Origin of the sequence: Paraburkholderia sediminicola, assembly GCF_902859805.1 — a bacterium.
Lineage (GTDB): Bacteria > Pseudomonadota > Gammaproteobacteria > Burkholderiales > Burkholderiaceae > Paraburkholderia > Paraburkholderia sediminicola.
In genome coordinates, this window is record NZ_CADIKC010000001.1 from 1,338,615 (window position 1) to 1,357,827 (window position 19,213).

23 protein-coding genes are annotated in these 19,213 nt (G+C 59.7%); 9 read left to right on the forward strand and 14 right to left on the reverse strand.

Annotated features, from left to right (window positions below; translation table 11 throughout):
• Positions 1-41: 41 nt before the first annotated feature.
• The 4 genes from R8871_RS05950 (at position 42) to R8871_RS05965 (ending at position 4,905) form a co-directional block, all read left to right on the forward strand.
• On the forward strand, positions 42-1,154 hold the full coding sequence (locus R8871_RS05950; RefSeq protein WP_175049479.1) for a CobW family GTP-binding protein: 1,113 nt from the start codon (positions 42-44) through the stop codon (positions 1,152-1,154).
• A 151-nt stretch (positions 1,155-1,305) separates the two neighbouring features.
• Positions 1,306-2,655 (forward strand): nucleobase:cation symporter-2 family protein, encoded by a 1,350-nt coding sequence (locus R8871_RS05955; protein WP_175049480.1) that lies wholly within the window; start codon positions 1,306-1,308, stop codon positions 2,653-2,655.
• A 100-nt stretch (positions 2,656-2,755) separates the two neighbouring features.
• The gene (locus R8871_RS05960; RefSeq protein WP_407673122.1) at positions 2,756-4,135 is read left to right on the forward strand and encodes an amidohydrolase family protein; all 1,380 of its coding nucleotides are present in this window, start codon (positions 2,756-2,758) and stop codon (positions 4,133-4,135) included.
• 38 nt (positions 4,136-4,173) lie between these two features.
• Positions 4,174-4,905, forward strand: a complete 732-nt coding sequence (locus R8871_RS05965) for a maleate cis-trans isomerase family protein (protein WP_175049482.1) — start codon at positions 4,174-4,176, stop codon at positions 4,903-4,905.
• Between the two features lie 68 nt (positions 4,906-4,973).
• On the opposite strand, the gene R8871_RS05970 is transcribed toward R8871_RS05965, so the two are convergent.
• From R8871_RS05970 to thrS, 4 genes are all read right to left on the reverse strand, one after another.
• The gene (locus tag R8871_RS05970; RefSeq protein ID WP_175049483.1) at positions 4,974-5,342 is read right to left on the reverse strand and encodes a nitrile hydratase accessory protein; all 369 of its coding nucleotides are present in this window, start codon (positions 5,340-5,342) and stop codon (positions 4,974-4,976) included.
• A 1-nt stretch (position 5,343) separates the two neighbouring features.
• Positions 5,344-6,015, reverse strand: coding sequence for a nitrile hydratase subunit beta (nthB, locus tag R8871_RS05975; RefSeq protein WP_175049484.1), 672 nt, complete (start codon positions 6,013-6,015; stop codon positions 5,344-5,346).
• Positions 6,012-6,698: a nitrile hydratase subunit alpha gene (gene nthA / locus R8871_RS05980; RefSeq protein ID WP_175049485.1), complete on the reverse strand. Its 687-nt coding sequence runs from the start codon at positions 6,696-6,698 to the stop codon at positions 6,012-6,014. Before nthA ends, nthB begins: the two co-directional genes overlap by 4 nt.
• A 160-nt stretch (positions 6,699-6,858) precedes the next feature.
• Positions 6,859-8,073 carry a threonine--tRNA ligase gene (thrS, locus tag R8871_RS05985; protein WP_175049486.1) on the reverse strand — a complete coding sequence of 405 codons (1,215 nt, stop codon included), beginning with the start codon at positions 8,071-8,073 and terminating at the stop codon, positions 6,859-6,861.
• Between the two features lie 347 nt (positions 8,074-8,420).
• On the opposite strand from thrS, the gene R8871_RS05990 reads away from it, so the two are divergent.
• Together R8871_RS05990 and R8871_RS05995 are read left to right on the forward strand one after the other, a co-directional pair.
• On the forward strand, positions 8,421-8,906 hold the full coding sequence (locus R8871_RS05990; RefSeq protein ID WP_175049487.1) for a GNAT family N-acetyltransferase: 486 nt from the start codon (positions 8,421-8,423) through the stop codon (positions 8,904-8,906).
• Between the two features lie 43 nt (positions 8,907-8,949).
• Positions 8,950-9,276 carry a low molecular weight protein tyrosine phosphatase family protein gene (locus R8871_RS05995; protein ID WP_175049488.1) on the forward strand — a complete coding sequence of 109 codons (327 nt, stop codon included), beginning with the start codon at positions 8,950-8,952 and terminating at the stop codon, positions 9,274-9,276.
• A 49-nt stretch (positions 9,277-9,325) separates the two neighbouring features.
• On the opposite strand, the gene R8871_RS06000 is transcribed toward R8871_RS05995, so the two are convergent.
• The 4 genes from R8871_RS06000 to R8871_RS06015 form a co-directional block, all read right to left on the reverse strand.
• Entirely contained in the window at positions 9,326-9,910 is a 585-nt protein-coding gene (locus R8871_RS06000) for a flavin reductase family protein (RefSeq protein WP_175049489.1), read from the reverse strand.
• Positions 9,911-10,116: 206 nt separating this feature from the next.
• Complete coding sequence (locus R8871_RS06005) at positions 10,117-10,614, reverse strand: lipocalin-like domain-containing protein (RefSeq protein ID WP_175049490.1); 498 nt, start codon at positions 10,612-10,614, stop codon at positions 10,117-10,119.
• Between the two features lie 461 nt (positions 10,615-11,075).
• On the reverse strand, positions 11,076-11,420 hold the full coding sequence (locus R8871_RS06010; protein ID WP_246287414.1) for a DoxX family protein: 345 nt from the start codon (positions 11,418-11,420) through the stop codon (positions 11,076-11,078).
• Between the two features lie 2 nt (positions 11,421-11,422).
• Positions 11,423-12,340 (reverse strand): NAD-dependent epimerase/dehydratase family protein, encoded by a 918-nt coding sequence (locus R8871_RS06015; protein WP_175049492.1) that lies wholly within the window; start codon positions 12,338-12,340, stop codon positions 11,423-11,425.
• A gap of 127 nt (positions 12,341-12,467) precedes the next feature.
• On the opposite strand from R8871_RS06015, the gene R8871_RS06020 reads away from it, so the two are divergent.
• A complete protein-coding gene (locus tag R8871_RS06020) occupies positions 12,468-13,073 on the forward strand; it encodes a TetR/AcrR family transcriptional regulator (RefSeq protein ID WP_175049493.1) in 606 nt (201 codons plus the stop codon).
• Positions 13,074-13,159: 86 nt separating this feature from the next.
• Here the strand turns inward: R8871_RS06020 and R8871_RS06025 are convergent, their stop codons facing one another.
• The 3 genes from R8871_RS06025 to R8871_RS06035 all read right to left on the reverse strand — a co-directional run bounded on the left by R8871_RS06025 (position 13,160) and on the right by R8871_RS06035 (position 15,254).
• Positions 13,160-13,963 (reverse strand): enoyl-CoA hydratase/isomerase family protein, encoded by an 804-nt coding sequence (locus tag R8871_RS06025; RefSeq protein ID WP_175049494.1) that lies wholly within the window; start codon positions 13,961-13,963, stop codon positions 13,160-13,162.
• Between the two features lie 94 nt (positions 13,964-14,057).
• Entirely contained in the window at positions 14,058-14,594 is a 537-nt protein-coding gene (locus R8871_RS06030) for a hypothetical protein (protein WP_175049495.1), read from the reverse strand.
• Positions 14,595-14,612: 18 nt separating this feature from the next.
• A complete protein-coding gene (locus tag R8871_RS06035; protein WP_175049496.1) occupies positions 14,613-15,254 on the reverse strand; it encodes an isochorismatase family cysteine hydrolase in 642 nt (213 codons plus the stop codon).
• Between the two features lie 150 nt (positions 15,255-15,404).
• Here R8871_RS06035 and R8871_RS06040 point away from each other — a divergent pair, with 150 nt between their 5' ends.
• On the forward strand, positions 15,405-16,016 hold the full coding sequence (locus tag R8871_RS06040) for a winged helix-turn-helix transcriptional regulator (RefSeq protein ID WP_175049497.1): 612 nt from the start codon (positions 15,405-15,407) through the stop codon (positions 16,014-16,016).
• Between the two features lie 325 nt (positions 16,017-16,341).
• Positions 16,342-17,052 carry a hypothetical protein gene (locus R8871_RS06045; protein ID WP_175049498.1) on the forward strand — a complete coding sequence of 237 codons (711 nt, stop codon included), beginning with the start codon at positions 16,342-16,344 and terminating at the stop codon, positions 17,050-17,052.
• A gap of 166 nt (positions 17,053-17,218) precedes the next feature.
• Here R8871_RS06045 and R8871_RS06050 read toward each other — a convergent pair whose 3' ends face one another.
• From R8871_RS06050 to R8871_RS06060, 3 genes are all read right to left on the reverse strand, one after another.
• A complete protein-coding gene (locus R8871_RS06050; protein WP_246287416.1) occupies positions 17,219-17,821 on the reverse strand; it encodes a glutathione S-transferase family protein in 603 nt (200 codons plus the stop codon).
• A 205-nt stretch (positions 17,822-18,026) separates the two neighbouring features.
• Entirely contained in the window at positions 18,027-18,539 is a 513-nt protein-coding gene (locus R8871_RS06055; RefSeq protein ID WP_175049499.1) for a GNAT family N-acetyltransferase, read from the reverse strand.
• Between the two features lie 351 nt (positions 18,540-18,890).
• Positions 18,891-19,163, reverse strand: a complete 273-nt coding sequence (locus R8871_RS06060; protein WP_175049500.1) for a hypothetical protein — start codon at positions 19,161-19,163, stop codon at positions 18,891-18,893.
• Positions 19,164-19,213 lie beyond the last annotated feature (50 nt).

Sequence of the window (19,213 nt, forward strand, 5' to 3'; positions counted from 1 at the left end):
CCGCACCAACCGCAGTACGAACGAAGAAACGGAGACGAGTCATGAATCACATTCACACCACCCACAATGAAATCGAGAAAATCCCTGTTACGGTGCTGACCGGCTTTCTCGGCGCCGGCAAAACGACGCTGCTCAACTACATCCTGCGCGAGAAGCACGGGCGCAAGATCGCGGTGATCGAAAACGAGTTCGGCGAAATCGGTATCGACGGTGGTCTCGTGCTCGAATCGACCGAAGAGATCTACGAGATGACGAACGGTTGCGTGTGCTGCGTCGGCGCGGTGCGCGAAGACCTGGTGCGGATCGTACGGATGCTGGTGGAGAGGCCTGACCGGCTCGATCACATCATCGTGGAAACGAGTGGGCTCGCTGATCCGTATCCGGTCGCACAGACTTTCTTCCTTGACGATCCGATCGCAAAACAGGTGACACTGGATGCGGTCGTCACGATGGTGGACGCGAAGCATATCGCCGCGCATCTTGATGATCTGGTGCTCGACGGCGCCGACAACCAGGCGGTCGATCAGATCGTCTGCGCGGACCGTATCGTGATCAATAAAGTCGATCTGGTGACTGCTGACGATATCGCTTCGTTGACGCAACGCATTCGCGGGTTGAACGCCACAGCAGAGATCGTCGAATCGAGCTACGCGCAGATTGATCTCGACAAGATTCTCGGCGTCGGTGCGAACGAGTTCTCGCAGATTCTTGTGGAGGCGGATGGCTTGCATGAAGAAGAGCACGGCCACGCACACGTGCACGAGGATCACCACGACGCGCACGAAGCCCATCACGATCATGAGCATGCCCATCATGACGACGATCACGCCGACCATCAGCACGACGAAAGCGTCTCCTCGGTGGGCATCGAAGTCGATGCGGACATCGATCTCGACGCGCTGCAAGTCTGGCTCACCGAACTACGCCAGTCCGACGCCACCAACCTGTTCCGTATGAAAGGCATTCTCGCTTTGCAAGGCCAATCGCACCGCTATGTGCTGCAAGGCGTGCACAACGTGATCGAACTTCGTGCGGCACAGGTGTGGGGCAGTGAACCGCGCTCATGCCGCATTGTATTCATCGGACGCGATCTCGATCGCGCCGCGCTGACCGACCGCTTCCATGCCTGTCTTGCCGTGCCGGTTGCGGCCTGACGGGAGACCTGGCCGGCGCGCGAAGTAATGCTGCACGGCAAAGCCGTGTGGTGCGCTCCGGCCGGAAACCGAAAATCGCTGTGCTGAGACTGGAGTCAACGCCAAGGCACTCACTCCGGCCGACAGCTTTGCGTGACAAAGGAGACACGTCATGAACACCGCCATACATCCCGTCGATCGGATTCTGCCGAAGCGCCAGATGATCACGCTCGGTTTGCAGCACATGCTAGTGGCTTATATCGGTGCGATCGCCGTTCCGTTGATCGTCGCGTCGGCACTGAAGATGTCGCCGGCCGACACCACCGTGCTCATCAGCACCGCTCTGTTTTGCTCAGGCATCTCGACGATCCTGCAGACCGTCGGCGTGTGGAAGTTCGGCGTACGGCTGCCGATTCTGCAAGGCGTCGCGTTCAGCAGCGTCGGGCCGGTCATCGCGATCGGCCTGAGCCCGGGCGTCGGTTTTGCAGGCGTGTGTGGCGCGGTGATTGGCGCGGGTCTCTTCACGATGTTCGCAGCGCCTTTGGTCGGACGCTTACGAAGATTCTTCCCACCTGTGGTGACCGGCTGCATTGTTACGGTGATCGGTTTGCAGTTGTTCCCCGTTGCGTATCAATGGGCCGGAGGCGGCGAGGCCGCTCAGCAGCAGTTCGGCGCGTTGCCGTTCCTGAGCGTCACGCTCTTCGTCGCCATTGTGATTCTCGGGATCAACCGCTTTGCCGGTCCGTTCCTGCGCAATCTCTCCGTGCTGATCGGCTTGATTGCAGGCGGCATTCTGGCGTGCGCTCTCGGCATGGGCAACTTTGCAAGCGTGAGCGCTGCGCCCTGGTTCACGCTGCCCATGCCGTTCCACTTCGGCACGCCCGTGTTTTCGCTGGTGCCGGTGCTGACAATGATCGTCGTGATGGTGGTGCAGATGGTCGAATCGATGGGGCTGTTCGTCGCCATCGGTGACATCGTCAATAAAGACGTGAGCGAGGAAGACGTGGTGCGCGGCATGCGTGCGAATGGTCTCGCCAGTGCGATCGCCGGCATGTTCGCGGCGTTCCCCTTCATCGCCTTCATGGAAAACGTCGGTCTCGTGATCCTGACCGGCGTGCGCAGCCGCTGGGTGGTGGCGATCAGCGGCGTGCTGATGTGCGTGGTGGCGCTGGTGCCGAAGATCGGCGCGGTGGTCGCATCGACACCCGCAGCGGCGCTAGGTGGTGCAGGCATCGCAATGTTCGGCGTGGTAGTCGCAGCCGGTGTGCAAACCCTGGCGAAGGTGGACTTCGAGGGCAATCGCTACAACGTGTTGATTGTCGGCTTCACGATCGCCACCGCGCTGATTCCGGTGATGGCGCCGCAAGTCTTCAAGCATATGCCCGACTGGACGCAGCCTTTCTTGCATAGCGGCGTGGTGCTGGCGTGTCTCGTATCGGTCGTGCTGAACGCGGTGTTGAACGGCACGCACGAAGAAGAAAAAGTCGTCGAGACGCACAGCAACCTGGTGCGCGAATCCTAGTACGCGATTAGCGACCGAGGGAGCAGGACGAGCGCGGCCGTTGTACCTCCATGGACCGGCGGCCGCTTCGAAGTATCTGAAAGGACATTGAATCGTGAGCATGCAAACTGAAGCGTTGCTGATCAAGAACCCTGCCGCGGTGATGAGTGGCCGAAGCGGCGATAACGCGCGCCTGGGTCAGGTCGATCTGCGGATTCGCAACGGCCGTATCGACGCCATCGCCCCCAATCTCGAACCGCGCGCCGATGAGCGCGTGATCGACGCGCGTTCATGCGTCGTTTATCCGGGCTGGGTGAACACGCACCATCATCTGTTCCAGAACCTGCTGAAGGCGGTGCCGTCCGGCATCAACGCCGATTTGCAGGAATGGCTGGCCGCCGTGCCGTATCCGCGTCTCGCACGCTTTACGCCGGACCTGGCGCGCGTCGCTGCACGTCTGGGTCTTGCCGAGTTGTTGTTGTCCGGTGTGACAACCTGCGCCGATCATCACTACCTCTATCACGCGGACGGCACCACTGAAACCGGCGATCTGCTATTCGACGAAGCGGCGTCGTTCGGCATGCGTTTTGTGCTGTGCCGCGGCGGTGCACTGCAGGCGGCGGGCGATCACCCGGGTTTTTCTAAAGTGGCGTTGAAACCGGAGACGCTCGATCAGATGCTTGCCGACGTCGAACGCTTGAAGTCGCGCTATCACGATTCGGGAGCCGCCTCCATGCGGCGCGTGGTGGTTGCACCGACTACGCCGACGTTTTCACTGCCGCCGGAACTGCTGCCTGAAGTCGCCCGCGCCGCGCGGCGCATGGGCTTAAGGTTGCACACGCATCTTTCCGAAACGACCCGTTACGTCGATTTCTGCAAAGAACGCTTCAACAAACTGCCGGTCGAGTTCGTCGCCGATCATGAGTGGCTCGGGCCGGACGTCTGGTTCGCTCACCTCGTGCATCTGCAGCCGAGCGAGATCGCGATGCTTGCGGAAACCGGCAGCGGCTGCTCGCACTGTCCGGTGAGTAATGCCCGTCTCGGCAGCGGCATTGCGCCCGCACCGCAGATGGCGGCGGCGGGCGTGCCGATGTCACTGGCCGTAGACGGCGTTGCCTCGAACGAGTCCGGCAGCATGACCAACGAAGCGCACTTCGCGTGGTTGGTGCATCGGGCGGCACAAGGCGCGTCGGCGACGACCGTCGAAGAGACGATTCATTGGGGCAGCGCGGGGGGCGCAGGTGTGCTCGGCCTCGATGCGGTCGGCACGCTCGAAGTCGGCAAGGCAGCGGATTTCGTGCTTTATGACGTCAGCGATCTGCGCTTCAACGGCTTCCATGACGTGGCCGTGGCGCCGGTGACGGCGGGCGAGCCGGCTCGTGTTCGCTACAACGTGGTGAATGGTCGTGTCGTGGTGGACAACGGCGTGATTCCGGGCCTCGATCTCGAGCAGCTTCGCTATGAAGCGGCCGAGGGCGTGAAGCTGTTGCTGGCCGACTAACCCGCCGACACACTCAAGCACCCAAGGGACACGCCACGATGCAACACAGGAGAATCCGGCTCGGCATCCTCACGCCATCGTCGAATACGGCGTTGGAGCCGATTACTGCTGCCATGCTCAGCGAATTGCCGGACGTCAGCGCACACTTTGCGCGCTTCACGGTCACGGAGATCGCGTTGTCGAAGCAGGCACTCGGCCAGTTCGACGCGGGCCGGATTCTCGCAGCGGCGTGTCAGTTGGCCGATGCACGGGTCGACGTGATCGGCTGGAGCGGCACCTCGTCCGGTTGGCTCGGCTTCGAGCGCGACCAGGCGCTGTGCCGCCAGATCACCGAGGCGACCGGCATTCCCGCAACGACCTCGGTACTGGCGCTCAACGAGATCTTCGCCAGGACAGGTGTACGGCGGCTCGGTTTGGTGTCGCCGTATATCGACGAGGTTCAGCAACGGATCGTGCGCAACTACGAGAAGCTCGGCATTGAATGCGTTTCAGAACGACATCTCGGCTTGCAGGACAATTTCAGTTTTGCCGAGGTGCCGGATACGCAACTGGCGATCATGATGCGTGAGGCCGCGTTTGCGAGGCCGGATGCGGTTACAACCTTCTGCACGAATCTGCACGCGGCGCATCTGGTGCGGGCGTTTGAGATGGCGACGGATATTCCTGCGTATGACACGGTGGCCACCGTCGTTTGGAAGGCTTTAAGGATGGTGGGCGTGGACACCAGGCCGCTTGGGAGTTGGGGGAGATTGTTTAACGACGTGGCTTAACGCGTGGTTAGCGCGTGACTCATTTCGTCGAACGCCGCAAGCGTGAAACGGAACTGCGAGCGACACTGTCATCCAAGCTCGATCGGCTGTCCGTGCGGGGTATTGCGTGCTGCGACGTCCCATGCGTTGTGACGCTGTCGAAGCATGTCGTCTGTCACCAATCCCTTCATGGTACTGATGCGCTCGAGCGCCGTCAGCCAGTGACTGTAGTAAGTGTTGCCACGGTCCGGGTCGCCAGCGGCCTGCGCATCACAGATTGCCTGGTTCAGGCATTCTGCCCATTCAGCCCAGGTGAACATGCCGCGCTTGTGCAAGGCCACTGTCATGGCAAATGCGTGGGCTTCCCATGGCGCACTGAAAGCGGGACCCGCCTCGTCACAAGGCAACGTCGGCAAGGCGGTACGCAGATCAGGCAGATTCGGTCGGGCGGAAGTCATATCAGGCAGACCCGGCGTTCGGGTAGTCGAGATACGGCTCCCAGCAATCGACGCAGACCGAGGCCGCTGTCGTGTCCGTCCCCCAGAGTTCGGCGGCATCGAAGCGCACCGTATAGAGCCATTGCGGCTGTTCGCCGAGCCCAACCGCGTTGGCATCGGGAAAAACATGCGCGCCGTGCACGGCGATAATGTGTCCCCGTCTGCCGCGGCAGTAGCGCGGCAGACGGGTATGCGTGGATGGATTCAACTGACGGGTCTGCACCCTGTCACCGACCTTAAAGCGTGCGTCGGCCGCCGCAGGGCGATCGGCAGGACTGCCCCGGAGCAGCGCGGCGGCTACTCCGTCGGCCATCAACACGCGAGGAACCGGTGCAGCTGCGCTCTTCGACTCGCCGGTTCCGATTTCCTCCGCGGTTGCCAGCCCCGTACTCAGCAGCAGCTTTATCAGTCCTTCGAACCAGATCTGGTAGTAGCTGCTGGAGAGGTATTGTGCAGGCGGCAAGCTCTCCCGCGCGGCGCGAGACATGTCGATGTTCCACTTACCGACTGCGCCCATCGCCAGCGTGATCGCCAGCACCCGGCGCTCCCAGTCAGCGTGAAAGAGCGAGACGTCGGCGTCCGCCCGTATCGGACCGAATGCCTGCATGCCGCCAAGGTCTTGTGCGCCGTTCATGCTGGCTCCTGTTTCGGTTCCGGTGTCTTCGGCAATCCTGTGCCGATCATCGAGTCACGTGTCACCAGTTCAGCCAGCGCCTCCTCAGAGAAGCCACCGGTTCCGGGCGGCTGCATGGGCAACACCAGATAACGAACCTCTGCGGTGGAGTCCCACACGCGAAACTCCACTTCGGCGGCCAATTCGAAGCCGAACTCCTTCAACACACCACGCGGATCCATAACCGCGCGCGACCGGTAAGGCGCCGACTTGTACCAGACCGGCGGAAGCCCAAGCACCGGCCACGGATAGCACGAACATAGCGTGCAGACCACCATGTTGTGTACGGCGGGCGTGTTCTCCAGCACCACCATGTGTTCGCCCTGCCTGCCGGTGTAGCCGAGCGAAGCAATCGCGGCAGTAGCGTCGTCCAGCAGCCATTGCCTGTATGCCGGGTCGCGCCATGCCTTCGCGACCACGCGCGCGCCATTGTGCGGCCCAACTTTGTGCTCATAGGTCTCGATCAGAATATCCAGTGCGTGTGGATCGACGTACCCCTTCTCAACTAGCAGGGATTCCAATGCACGCACCCGCAAATCCATCTCTGACAATGCACTACCGTCGTGGCCGTGGTCGTGGTCGTGGTCGTCAGCGTCGGCATGCACATGCTCCTGCTGGGTACCGTCAGAATCGCTAGGGTTCATCGAAGTTCGCTCGGAAGATTGCCGACAAAAGGAGTATGGTCGGCGCAGGACGCAAATGCAAACCGGCTAGGTACGCCCCAGTGTGCTACGCGCTGCGAGACCGGCTGACCGCGAACGCGCTCGAACGCAACGGCCGAAGCGAACCGGTGTCCCTGCTGCGCTAAAACGCGGATCGTAGTGGAGGCGGCAGCGCAGCCAATCGCAAATGCTCGACGCCCTCCGCGAGCGCAAGCGTCAATTGATGCCCGTCGCGCATGCGAATGCTGATCGTCCGATCGCGCTCATCGCGCGAACCGACCGCGACGAAAATCGGCACCTGCTTTTCGCGTGCGTCGACGATTTTCTTCTCCAGTCGCTCTGGTCGGCCGTCGAGCAGCGCTCTGATGCCGGCGACGTCGAGCGCCTGCATCACTTCTTGCGCGTAGGCCGCGTTTGCATCGCTGATCGTCGCGACCACGACCTGTTCCGGCGCAAGCCAAACCGGCAACCACCCTTCGTGATGTTCAAGCAACATCGCGATGAAACGCTCCATGCTACCGAGCACCGCGTGATGAATCATCACCGGCCGCTCGCGTTCGTTGCGCTCGTTGACGAACTCCGCATCAAGCCGATCGGGCAGTACGAAATCGAGCTGGATCGTGCCGCATTGCCAACTTCGTTCACGGCTATCCGTCAGATGAAACTCCAGTTTCGGACCGTAAAACGCGCCCTCTCCTTCGAGTACATCGAATTCAAGGCCTGCTGCACGCGCTGCATTGGCCAGCGCCTCCTCCGCGCGATCCCACGTTTGATCGTTGCCCGCGCGCATCGCAGGCCGCGTGGCGAGCGCCACTTTGAATTCAGGGAAACCGAGGTCCGCATAGACAGCGCGCAACAAAGAACAGAAGTGGCCCACTTCGGCTTCTATATGCGCCTCCGTGCAAAAAACATGCGCATCGTCCTGCACGAACGCACGCGTACGCTTGAGCCCTTCAAGCGATCCTGAAGGTTCGTCACGATGACACGCGCCGAACTCGCTATAACGAACCGGAAGCTCGCGATACGACCGCACACGCTGGTTAAACACCTGCACGTGACACGGACAACTCATCGGCTTCAAACACAGCGCGCGTCCTTCTTCCGCGTCAGCCAACGAATACATTGCCGCGCCGAATTTGTCCCAATGACCGCTTTTCTCCCACAACGAGCGCGCCAGCAGTTGCGGCGTACGAATCTCGCGAAAGCCCGCGCGCCGCATGCGGGCGCGAATGTAGTCTTCCAGTACGCGGTACAACTCCCAGCCGCGTGGGTGCCAGAAAACCATACCGGCGCCTTCTTCCTGTTGATGGAAGAGGTCGAGTTTGTTGCCCAGTACACGATGGTCGATGTCGTTCACGATGACGCTCCGTTTGATTTGATCTTGCAGATACTGAGGATCGATGCCGCAAACGGAGGTCCAGAAACGCCAAAGGCCCCGTCCGTTTCCGGCGGGGCCTTTGGTGGTCTGCCACAGCTTCCTGCTTCTAGCGTGCGCGACCTCCAGACGACCCGCCTGTGAAGGTGGTCGTCGTGGTGGTGACGGCGGCGAAGGGAATCGAGTGGAAGTCCATGGATCGACAGTAAACGAATTTATGGCGATGCGTCAATCGCAATCTGGATAAGCGATACGATGGCGGTTTGATCCGAAGCTGCCGCATTTTCGCTACACTTCGATCGACCATCCAACCGACCGAGCAATTCACCTTGACCATCCACATCCGCCCCGCCCACGCAGCCGACGCCGCGCTGATTCTCCGCTTCATCACCGAACTCGCGGTGTATGAGAAAGCGGAGCACGAAGTTGTCGCGAAGGTTGAAGACATCGAAACGAGCCTGTTCTCCGCTACGTCCACTGCGAAGGCCTTGATCTGCGAGATGAACGGCCAGCCGATCGGCTTTTGCGTTTACTTCTTCTCCTATTCGACGTGGCTCGGCAAACAGGGGCTTTATCTGGAAGACCTGTACATATCGCCGACATCGCGCGGCAGCGGCGCGGGCAAACAGATGCTGCGCCATCTTGCGCAAATTGCCTGCGAAACAGGCTGCGGGCGCTTCGAATGGAGTGTGCTCGACTGGAACGAACCGGCAATCGGCTTCTATGAATCGATCGGCGCGAGCGCGCAAAGCGAATGGGTTCGCTACCGGCTGGCGGGCGAGGCACTTACGGCGTTTGCCGATGGTAATTCGTGAGACACGCGTGCCCCCGAACAGAAACATGGCCAGCTAATCAGTGATGCGCGCCTTGTTTATCTGCAGCAAGAACCGCCTGCGCAGCCCGACAGCCGAGCACGTGTTCGCCACTTGGCCGAACGTCGAAACGGATTCGGCCGGACTTGCTGCGGATGCCGACGTGCCACTTTCGCCCGAGCAGGTTCGCTGGGCCGACATCGTCTTCGTAATGGAAAAAGCGCATCGGGCGAGGCTGTCGGCAAAGTTCCGCGCGTATCTGAACGGCAAAAAAGTGATTTGCCTCGACATCCCCGACGACTATGCGTTCATGCAGCCCGAGCTCGTTGCGCTGCTGGAGCAGAAGGCGGGCAAATTTTTGCGGCAGAAATAGTGTGCGGCGTGGGCGCTGACAAAGTTCAGGGCGCCGCCGCTCTAATTGGTTAATCCCCCACGCTGCTCGCCACCGGCGCAACTTCAAACGCATCGCCCGTGGCGAAGAACGTCCCGCCCGCCACGTAATGGCATGTGCGCAGGTCCGGGTCGTCGCCAAAGTGCCAGCGATTGTTCGAATACACGCGGCTGTCCGCGTAGGCGGCGACCACTTCGCCGATGATCAGATCGTGCCGTTGGCTATCGTCCGGAATCACCTTGCATTCCATCCACGTGATACAGCCTGCCAGCATCGGCACATCGATTTGCTGTGCGGGGAAAGTCTCAAGGTTGAAGGCTGCAAACTTGTCGAGTTCAACGCCTGCGTTCGTTCCCACCGCCAGCGTCTGCGCGGCAAATCCGCGGCTCGGCAGTTGCAGCCCGAACACGCCGCTCGCTTCGATCAGTTGTCGCGTGAGCGTGCGGCTGTCCACCACTACGACGACCTTCGGCGGGGTGAAATCGAGCGGCATCGCCCACGATGCGGCCATCACATTCGAGCGGCCGCCGTGCGCGCTGGTAATGATCGTGACAGGGCCATGATTCAGTAACTGCGTGGCTCGCGACAATGCGACGGGTTCCCGGGTGACTTTCATACGTGCTCTTCCGCGTCAAATAGATCAGGCAGATTGTAGCGGGGACGCGCAAAACGGGTGCAACCTGTCGCATGACACAGAAAGTGAAAACTGTGCCTCGCAGGTGAAGAACTGACAATACGGTTAGTGAACTGACCCGGACGGCCGACGCCTTTTTGTTAAGGCGCGGTCGTCCGGCAGAGGCACGAGACGCCGTGGATACACGTCTACTCGACCTTAACCAGAATCAACACCGACGAGCTCATCTTGCCCGTGAGTGCGTTCTTGCCAGGCAGCGTCTTTAGGTACAAGGTCTTGCCCTCAACTCGAAACTGACGCATTTGGGTCGTGCCCGTCCATGACTGGTTCCACGAAGCATCAATATGGTGACTAACCTTGTCGCCCTCGATGCTATAGGTCCCTGCATAGGCGACTAACCCGTTGTAGAGCTCGACGCGCTCGGCGTCGGTTGGTACGGTAGGCGCTTTTCGCCCCTCCTTGATCAGGATGACTGACATCCTGCAGTCTGGACCATAGCTAATAAAACCGGTTGGATGTGCGCCGAACAACTCGGCCTTCTCGCCGGTAGTCAGGTCTTCAGTCGTGTTTGACTGGAGCGCCCATGTTCCTAGCTGCGGGCCGGTGCAGCTCTGCCGCTCTTGCCCGATCGCTTGCATGCAAGCGGCGCAAAGCACGCTGCACGCTATAACTGCGGAGTATTTCATCTGGCGTCCCTCCGAAGAAGTTGGCGCTTCACAGTTGGCACGCTGCGTGGCAGGAAACTCAGTTGTGGTCTTTCGCGCCGTTCAGTCGTGTCTCACGGTGTAGACCTGGTGTCCCGACACTACTTTCAACACTTACGGGAGCCATCTTCGCGCACGACTCGTTATAACTCGTGAAGTTGCGCTTCGGGGGAGAACATGAATTGGGAGTGCGGTTTGGAGGGCGCCAAACTCGCAATTGTCGGAATTGCGCTGGCGGAAGGCGGTTATTTCCGTTGATGCGCCCGGCATTGTGCTTTGCAGCTAGTTGAGTCCGGCTCGATTGTTGACGATGTCACTCCATACATCGCCATGTCTCCTCATGCCCGCCCGATGCCCCACGCATGGGGGCCGTTTCCCGCGGCACGTAAAGCGGTGATCCGCGGCCGGCGACCCGGGCTCACTCGCCTGGTGGCGAGCAAGCCTCAACCGCGGAGCGCCACAGTAACCACAACGAGAGCCGAGAAAACCAGCGCCGGAGCGACATGCCCGAACGGCTCCCGGTTTCGTAGCAACGTGAAGAGCGCGGCGACCAGGATCGCACCGGCCAGCGTTAGGCCCAAAACTCTCGTTTGTTGTCCAAAGAGAAGCGCCGCAGACAACAGTTCAAGCGCGCCACAGAGCAAATGAAACCATGCCGGGTAACCCCAGCGCGCAAAGTCACGCTTCACCGCGCCGAGTCCTGCGAGATTGACCACCCCAGCAACCGCGAACAGAACCGCTACGATCATCGCGAGAATCGACTCTAAAGATGCACTGTGCCACGCCATGATCATGCTCCGTTGATTTGCTGAAAGTGCTTCTGTGCAGAGAGGTCCGCAATCAGGCCGGGGCCATCGGGCTTCCATGCAAGAACTTGCCGGGCATGCTGGCCGCTCACGGTCTGATCGAGCGCCAGTGCGTCGGCGAACGGTCCAAACGATTGGCGAGCATCGTCGAGCGGCCAGGGCTCGACGCGATCGGCGCCGATCGAGGCCCGAATCGCTTCACCCATTTCGGCAACGGCAACCGCATCTTCCGTGACCACGTTGAAGATCTGTCCCGCGACTCGGCCGTCCCCACTTGCCGCCCGCTCCACCGCGCTCAGATAGGCCGTGGCGAGATCATCGACGTGAACGGCAGGCCAGTGGTTGTGACCATCACCGACGATCCTCACACTGCGACGGGCCATGCCGGCGAGCATGCCGAAGACGCCACCGCCGTAGCCGTGCACCATTGCCGGCCTGAGGATCACTGCAGCGATCGAGCGGCGTGCTGCTAGCGCCAGCACCTGTTGCTCCACTGCGGGCCGCCAGGCGATGAGTGGCGTCGGGTTCAGCGCCGATGCTTCAGTCGCGGGCTCCCCTTCCGTATTGCCGTAGACCCAGGTGCCCGACGTATAGACAAACGCCGCGCCCGGATGCAAATGCGAAAGCACCGCTACCGCCGCGGCCTCGTCAGCAGCAGCGGCGGAAGCATCGTTAGTCGATGCGGCGTGCACCACGCCATCGGCGGCGCCGGCAGTCGCAGCGAAAGTCTGTGGCTCGCGCAGGTCGCCGGAATGCAGCGTCACACCGAGACGTGCCAGCGCGCTGGCGGCCGCCGTGCTGTCCTGGCGCACCAGCGCCGTCACTTGATGGCCGAGGCTGATTGCCTTGCGCGCGATCGCTTGCCCGATGAAGCCAGTACCACCTGTAATGAACAGTTTCAAAGCGTTCTCCAATGATTGGCTGCGAAGTTGAAAAGTCACACAACGAGACTCACCGGTCTCGTTTCGGCAAATCTAAACGAGACTGACCAGTCTTGTCAACTACTCAACGATCTGTTATTTATCTGGGATGGACACTTCTTCTCTCCCCGGCCTGAGCCCGCTGCAATGCCGCAAGCGGTCTGCAATCCTCGACGGCGCGAAAACCGTCTTCTTACGCGGGGGTTTCGGTTTGGCGACGATGGACGATGTCGCCTCGGAGGCCGGCGTCGGCAAACAGACGGTCTACCGCCACTTCAAGTCGAAGGAGGCGCTCTTCATTGGTCTGGTAAGCGCGATGTGCACTCAGGTGGGCGCGCTGCTTGCCGGCGCTCAGGGCGAGCAATCCGAACGCGCCCCCGAAGTCGAGCTGCGCGAGTTGGGATGGGTGCTGGCACGAAGCCTTATTACGCCAGATACTCTGGGGCTTTACCGGGCCATCGTTGCCGAGGCCGCGCGGTTTCCGGAACTCGGCCGGGTGTTCTACGAAAATGGCGCAAAGGTCGTGCGCGCCTTCGCCGCAAAAATTCTGCGAAGGCGATTTGACGAATCGACTGCTACGTTGCGGGCAGCGACATTCGTTCAGTTGGTGCTAGGCGATGCGCATCTGGAACTCACACTTGGCTACACGGTGCCCGATGTTGACGCACGCTTTGCGCAGCAGATTGACGAGGCGGTAGCGGCGGCACTTCGCTAAGGTGCGCCGCATTTGTGGCCGGTCAATGCCTGCTGACGATCGATCGCATGCGCTGCGCCTTACTGCATTCTGCCCGGCCAGCTCGCTCAGAGATCCCCGATGTGATCTCCGAGGTTCAATTCAAATTCGCCTGCGGTCCCAATGCCTCGTGCACGTAGCTTAGGCATCCGCTCGATTGCGCCTGGCCATCCGAATGTCGTGAAGAAGGTGTCCTGGGTCAATTGAAGCTGAGCGAAGTCCGGCAAACCGAACTGGTTGATCGTCTGCTTGGCTGTGCTGAGCGCCTGCTTGTCGAAGGACAGAATGCGTCGCACGAATCTCGCAACGAAATCATCAAGCTCGGCCTCCGGTATGGCGCGGTTGATCCAGCCATAGCGTTCGGCAGTCTCAGCGTCGAAATCCTCGGCGCCGAGAATGATCTCGATGGCTCTTGAGCGCCCAACCAGCAGGGGTAAGCGCTGCAGGGCGCCACCACCCGGAATAAGGCCGGTGCCGACCTCGGGCTGGCCGAAGACGGCTTTCTCTTTACTGGCGAAGCGGATGTCGCACGCCAAGGTGAACTCGCTTCCGCCGCCGCGCGCCCTGCCGCGTATGACGGCTATGCTTAGCACCTTGCTTTGAGCGAGGCGGGTGGCGGCTTGAATCCAGCGCGGCGTGCCAAATCGGCTACGAGGCTCCGCCGTGCTGTAGTGGGCGATGAAGAAGTCGGGGTTGGCACTCTCGAAAGTGACGACCTTCAGCGACGGAGCCGCTTCAATCTCCTCGACCAGGTCATAGAACTCATCGTACATACGATCGTCGATGGCGTTGATCGGCGGGTTGTCGAGCGTGACGCGCCAATATCCTGGCGTGGTCTTGTCGGTGACGATGGTCGTGCGGACGTTGCTCATGGAGCCTCCATTATTTGGCGCATCATCTATACGGTCCAGACTGGTTATGGCTTCGATCGCGCCACTCATTGACTGCTGCCTGACTGGCGCGATCTCACTCCCACCGTTTGGCCAGGGCTTTACGCTCGATGTCCTTGGCAAACAGGGGTGTCTCCTCAGCGTTGTGAGCGCTTAGAGCTTGCTGCGCGACTTCGCTCGCCTTGGCGAACGGCACGCCACGCTTCTCGAGCACCTCGAGATAGTCTGGCGTGGAGCGGACTTCCACGCTGTTAGTCAACCTTGTTGTGTCAGCATCGATCGCATCCGCGTTGAAAGACCAGATCACGATAATCTTGACGCGGCTGCCGATGTCCGGACCGATCGAGTCCGATAACGACACAAGCCGGCAACGGCTTCGCTCCGCGATATCCTCGACATAGTGCTGCACCATCAAGTTGCCAACGTGCTCCACATTGACGGACATACGCTTGCCATCAGGGGTGAGCGTTGCAGCCGCCGCAATGTGATTCTTCGAACAGGCCTGATATTCGCTGTCAGTGAGCGTGAAGACCCATTCGGTCAGATCGATGGACGCGAGTGGCGCATGAATGGTGGCCTCGGCCATCGATTTAGCGATGACTTCATCAGTCATTTGTCGATCTCCGGATGGTCAGACTGACAGCTTCGCGACAATCTCGGCAGTCGAGACAATGGCGTTCGCGTAAGCCGGCATGTTGAACTGCAACGAGGCGTCCATCTCGGCGTGACCGAAGCTGCCGATCGCGTCTTTCACCAGCGTGACTTCGTAGCCCAGCTCGGCGGCAAAGCGCACAGTAGACTCGATGCACGTGTTGGCGCGCATGCCGATCACGATGACCTTGCGCACGCCATGCTTCTTGAGCTGAAGGTCAAGATCCGTGTTGGCGAATCCGCTTGAGAGCCAATGCTCTTGCGCGACGACCTCACCGGGACGCGGCTCGAAATCGGGGTGAAAGCTTCCGCCCCAAGTCCCGTCGGCAAAGGCGCGGCCCTTGTCGGCGGAGGCTCCAATCGGCGGTATCGTTTTCCAATGACTGTGCAGATCACATTCGCGCCAACGGTGGTGGGGGGCGATGAAGACCTGTACGCCGGCCGCACGAGCCGTAGCGAGCACCTGCCGCATATGTTCGACGACATCGTTCGCTTCCAGCGTCGAGCGGCTGAGTTCGTAGAGCTTGCCTCCTTCCGACAAAAAGTCGTTGTAGGGGTCGACGATCAGCAGCCCCGTCAGTTCAGGCTCATACGTCAGTTCGGATTTCGACTGATTTGCCATATTCCATGCTCCGCTGGTTCGTTTGTCGTGTTGCTACAATATTTGAAGTCACTAGATTTGTAAAGGACATAACTTGCGATCCGCGACGGGAGGTGATCTTGGATAGCAGACCAGACAGGTTCACAATGCAGGGTTGAGTGAGGGACCGAGATGAAACAACAGACTACTGGCGAGACGCTTTGCCCCCTCGCTCGCGCGGCCGCCGTCATTGCGGATCGCTGGACTATCCTGATCCTGCGCGAGTTGAGAATGGGGAATGACCGCTTCGACGGCATTCAGGCACAGACCGGAATGTCGCCCAACCTGCTTACCCAGCGCCTCAAAACAATGGAGGACAACGGGCTCATCGAGCGTCGGGTCTATCAGGAGCGACCCAGACGGCACGCTTACTGCGTCACTGACAAGACGCGCGAGCTTGACGGAGTGATGCTGACCCTTCGTTTGTGGGGAATGCGGCACTGTGGGCTGGACCCGGAAGCTGAAGGCGCTGTGACGATGAAGCACCGGCGAACCGGCGAGGTAATTGGCAGCGACTGGCAACCCGAAGAAGAGGACTTGCCTTTCACTTTCAGCCAGGTCGAGACTCGGGTAAATCCGGCATGGGCTGCCGAGCGTGCCACTCGCGCGGAAGCCTTTGCGACTGGACGGCGCATTCAGGTTTCCAAACGCACACCGCAAAAAAAGCAGGCCCCCGTGGCGTTGAAAGCGGAAAGCGGGAAGCGCACTCCGCGAAAGCGCGATTCTGCTTCTCTGAAGGACTGACCTTCTGCGAGTGGACCCGCCGGCTTTCCAGACGTGGAATGCCGGTGCCCTACCAGGTCTGGCGCGCTTGAGGAAAATCGGATCTTGACCTCCATCTCTTGAGCGGCTCGCGGTACGCCGCGCAGACCGAAATGTCGAACGACTGCGGTATCGGCCATTTGCAGTTGATCATCCAGACTCGATTACACGCACGGCCGGCTTCCTTTCGCGCACTTACAAAACATCAAGTCTCGCGCGACAGACCCGATAACTCGATTGCACGTCGCTACCGTGCATTCGATTCTCGACCGTCTCCCCAAGCGCGGAGCAAAGGAAGCGTCAGCCCATGTCGCCTGATCCGATCAACACGAATACGTCAGTCACCACACCGCCACCACCCGAGCTTCCTTCATCAAAGGATGCAGCGTCGACAGACAGCACGTCCGACCGCAGCAACGATGCACTGATAACAGCACTCAAGCAGACGTTGACGCGGCTCGGCATCGATGCATCAACGGGATTAACCATCAGCGATAACATCAACGACAACTCCGACTCCTCGTCGTTGCACAGGCGCGTGAGTGCGTCGAGCGCGTCACTGGTCGCGGCGCTCTATCAGGCGCTCGAATTGCAGCGGTCAATTGCCGCGGCTAACGGCCTGAGCACGTCGGGCAAAGAAACGAAGGACGCGCTTTCCGCCGCGGCAGATATCCAGCCATCCAGTTCGGCCGTAAGCGGCTATCGCGATCTCGGTGCGCAGATTGCCGATCTGGCGAAGATGTCCGGCACGGTAGCAAGCGACGACGATGGCGATACGGACGAATGGGATTTCGATATCGACAATTCCAACAACACATCAAGCGCTGTGACAAAGCCGGGCGACCCGATGACAGCCGCAATGGAACAATTGAATCAGGCCTTACGGGATCACGTCGCGGCGCTCGCGCAGAATGCGAACGCGAAAGTCTCGCTCGCTGCTGTGCTCGACGGATTGTCGGACGAGACGAAGGGAGTCCAATGGCGGCCGCTCGGTGTGTTGATCGATGTGCAGGCGTAGTGGCCGATCAATGCCGTCACGCTAATCTAGTGTTCACCGAGTATCACGACCGCGTTGTTTGATCGGGCAGTTGCAACGCGTTCAGCCGTACAGCGCGGGATCGTCCGCGATTTACGCTCCGTCGTCGAGCGATCGCTTGTGGCCGTTGCGTGCCGCACGCGGTTGCTCATGGCGTTGTTCGGGACATGCTGTGGCGAGTGGCGAATCGCTGCCACCAGTAGGTCAATTTTTCGCACCCTTCCATTAGTGAAATGGCTTCAGGTGCCTGCATGAAGCATGCGAACATTGGAGCGGCGTACAAATCAGCAATTGTCACGTCATCGCCGATCAGGAACCCATGGTTGCCGGACACGCGCGTCAATTCAGATAGACATACAGCGGCACACGGTAGCGCGGCGGCGATCTTCCGCTCATCTGCTAACCGGCCTTCCCGAACTGAAACCACGCGTTCAACGTATATATCCCAAACGAGCGTTCGGTATGCATAGGCGTCCAGTATCCCAACGATCTGGTTTACCTTGGCGCGGGCTCTCGGATCTGTCGGTTGCAGTTTGCATCCGGGAAAAGCATCGTCGATATAGCGAACAATCGCGCCTGTCTCGTAAAGATGAAAATCGCCATGCTCGAAGGCTGGAATGCGGCGAACGGATGACGCGTCAAATGCTCCTGCGGAACCCCCGTCTCTGCGAATACATCTACTTCGACCAAGTCGTATTTGACCTGCTTCTCTTCCAGCGCAAGCCGGACGATCCGCACATATACACTCCATGCGGCTCCGTATACTTTCACCACATTAGTTGTCGGCACAGCGTTGCCCCAGTCGCGCATGGAAGGCGCGGATACGACAGTTTATTTAACGAAGCGTACGCCCCCCCAATCCTGTCGAATGCGGCCGCTCCGGGAACTGCATAAGTTTCGTTGGCGATCATGTATTTGGCGTTGTCCAACAGCGTTTCGCGACTGCAAGACGTGCGCTAATCCCTTGCGACCATCACCTTGTTCTCATGTTTGATACCGCCAAGGGCAAAATACGCTACCCCTTCTTGTGTCAACCCACGGGAACGATAGAAAGAGATCGCCTTTTCGTTTTGTGAGTTGACGATGAGCCAGATTGCACGATTTCCAGTTCTTGCCTCTGCAATGCCTCTGGCATGAGCCAGCAATGCTGATCCAATGCCACGACCAGAAAAAGAGGCATGGATGTAAAGTGTTTCGATCTCGATGGGAACGTCCGTATGGTACGAATCAAAGCGCATGACAATATAGCCGGCAAGATTTCCCTCTGCCTCGGCAACCAGCACAACAGCGCCTAGATCGTTCACTAAGGTCTGGATTTTTTCTGGCGTAAATGTCGCCAGGACATATTGCGCGATGACCTCGGACACTCCCGCCGCTGCATACGTATGCACCCATACATTTGCGCCAAGCACCGCAATACGCGCTGAGTCTTCCGGCCTGGCTGTTCTTATCAAATGCGTAGCTTCCATCGTGTTCTTTTTTCAGAGCCCGTTGGCAAAGGTGGGTTGGACGTGCCGACAAGCGCCGATTGTCGGCGATGTAGGCCACATCGTCGAGTGTCTCTCCACGACCGAACCCGAAAGTTCGACGTCAAAATAACTCGACCCAACCCGGGCTCGCGTCGAACTTCCGTCGTCGACCCATTGCAGCCAATTAACCCATTCGAACCCCGTCACTCAGCAAAACAAACCCAGCGGGGGACGCCTAAAAGCGAAAACGCGCAGATTTATCTGCGCGTCTCAACGTCATTCTCTCAACAGACCAAGGACGCCCAGGCACCACTCAATCCACGACACAAGGCTGCAATCAATCCGGCCAATTTATGCGCCGCCGAAAAACACGGGCTTCATTCCGTCATTCGGGTCCGGGCGAACAGAGCCTTGAATTTTATGTCCCAGGTGCGAGACGGCAGTGTCGAACGAACGCAGTTCATGGTGGATGCCCGACGCCGAAGTACCGTCAGCAACGCCACCAAAGCTACTTTGTGCAGCCTGAACATTGGCCGGAGCGACCGCTTCGTTGGATTGAGCAAAAGATGAGACAGCCGGGATTGCAAGAGCAGCTGCGACGATGAGCGATTGAACGAGTTTCATGATACTTACCTCCAGACTTCGTTTGTTCCGCAAACGCCCGTTTGCGTTTC

What these genes read in the sequence shown, in the direction of transcription:
- R8871_RS06050 (WP_246287416.1), bottom strand. Translation starts at nt 17,821, where the DNA reads ATGGAGTGTATATGTGCGGATCGTCCGGCTTGCGCTGGAAGAGAAGCA.
- R8871_RS05950 (WP_175049479.1), top strand. Translation starts at nt 42, where the DNA reads ATGAATCACATTCACACCACCCACAATGAAATCGAGAAAATCCCTGTT.
- R8871_RS06060 (WP_175049500.1), bottom strand. Translation starts at nt 19,163, where the DNA reads ATGAAACTCGTTCAATCGCTCATCGTCGCAGCTGCTCTTGCAATCCCG.
- R8871_RS06020 (WP_175049493.1), top strand. Translation starts at nt 12,468, where the DNA reads ATGGACACTTCTTCTCTCCCCGGCCTGAGCCCGCTGCAATGCCGCAAG.
- R8871_RS05955 (WP_175049480.1), top strand. Translation starts at nt 1,306, where the DNA reads ATGAACACCGCCATACATCCCGTCGATCGGATTCTGCCGAAGCGCCAG.
- R8871_RS05965 (WP_175049482.1), top strand. Translation starts at nt 4,174, where the DNA reads ATGCAACACAGGAGAATCCGGCTCGGCATCCTCACGCCATCGTCGAAT.
- R8871_RS05970 (WP_175049483.1), bottom strand. Translation starts at nt 5,342, where the DNA reads ATGACTTCCGCCCGACCGAATCTGCCTGATCTGCGTACCGCCTTGCCG.
- R8871_RS06000 (WP_175049489.1), bottom strand. Translation starts at nt 9,910, where the DNA reads ATGAAAGTCACCCGGGAACCCGTCGCATTGTCGCGAGCCACGCAGTTA.
- R8871_RS06045 (WP_175049498.1), top strand. Translation starts at nt 16,342, where the DNA reads ATGTCGCCTGATCCGATCAACACGAATACGTCAGTCACCACACCGCCA.
- R8871_RS05995 (WP_175049488.1), top strand. Translation starts at nt 8,950, where the DNA reads ATGCGCGCCTTGTTTATCTGCAGCAAGAACCGCCTGCGCAGCCCGACA.
- R8871_RS06005 (WP_175049490.1), bottom strand. Translation starts at nt 10,614, where the DNA reads ATGAAATACTCCGCAGTTATAGCGTGCAGCGTGCTTTGCGCCGCTTGC.
- R8871_RS06040 (WP_175049497.1), top strand. Translation starts at nt 15,405, where the DNA reads ATGAAACAACAGACTACTGGCGAGACGCTTTGCCCCCTCGCTCGCGCG.
- nthA (WP_175049485.1), bottom strand. Translation starts at nt 6,698, where the DNA reads ATGAACCCTAGCGATTCTGACGGTACCCAGCAGGAGCATGTGCATGCC.
- R8871_RS06025 (WP_175049494.1), bottom strand. Translation starts at nt 13,963, where the DNA reads ATGAGCAACGTCCGCACGACCATCGTCACCGACAAGACCACGCCAGGA.
- R8871_RS06030 (WP_175049495.1), bottom strand. Translation starts at nt 14,594, where the DNA reads ATGACTGATGAAGTCATCGCTAAATCGATGGCCGAGGCCACCATTCAT.
- R8871_RS06055 (WP_175049499.1), bottom strand. Translation starts at nt 18,539, where the DNA reads ATGGAAGCTACGCATTTGATAAGAACAGCCAGGCCGGAAGACTCAGCG.
- R8871_RS06035 (WP_175049496.1), bottom strand. Translation starts at nt 15,254, where the DNA reads ATGGCAAATCAGTCGAAATCCGAACTGACGTATGAGCCTGAACTGACG.
- nthB (WP_175049484.1), bottom strand. Translation starts at nt 6,015, where the DNA reads ATGAACGGCGCACAAGACCTTGGCGGCATGCAGGCATTCGGTCCGATA.
- R8871_RS05960 (WP_407673122.1), top strand. Translation starts at nt 2,756, where the DNA reads ATGCAAACTGAAGCGTTGCTGATCAAGAACCCTGCCGCGGTGATGAGT.
- R8871_RS06010 (WP_246287414.1), bottom strand. Translation starts at nt 11,420, where the DNA reads ATGGCGTGGCACAGTGCATCTTTAGAGTCGATTCTCGCGATGATCGTA.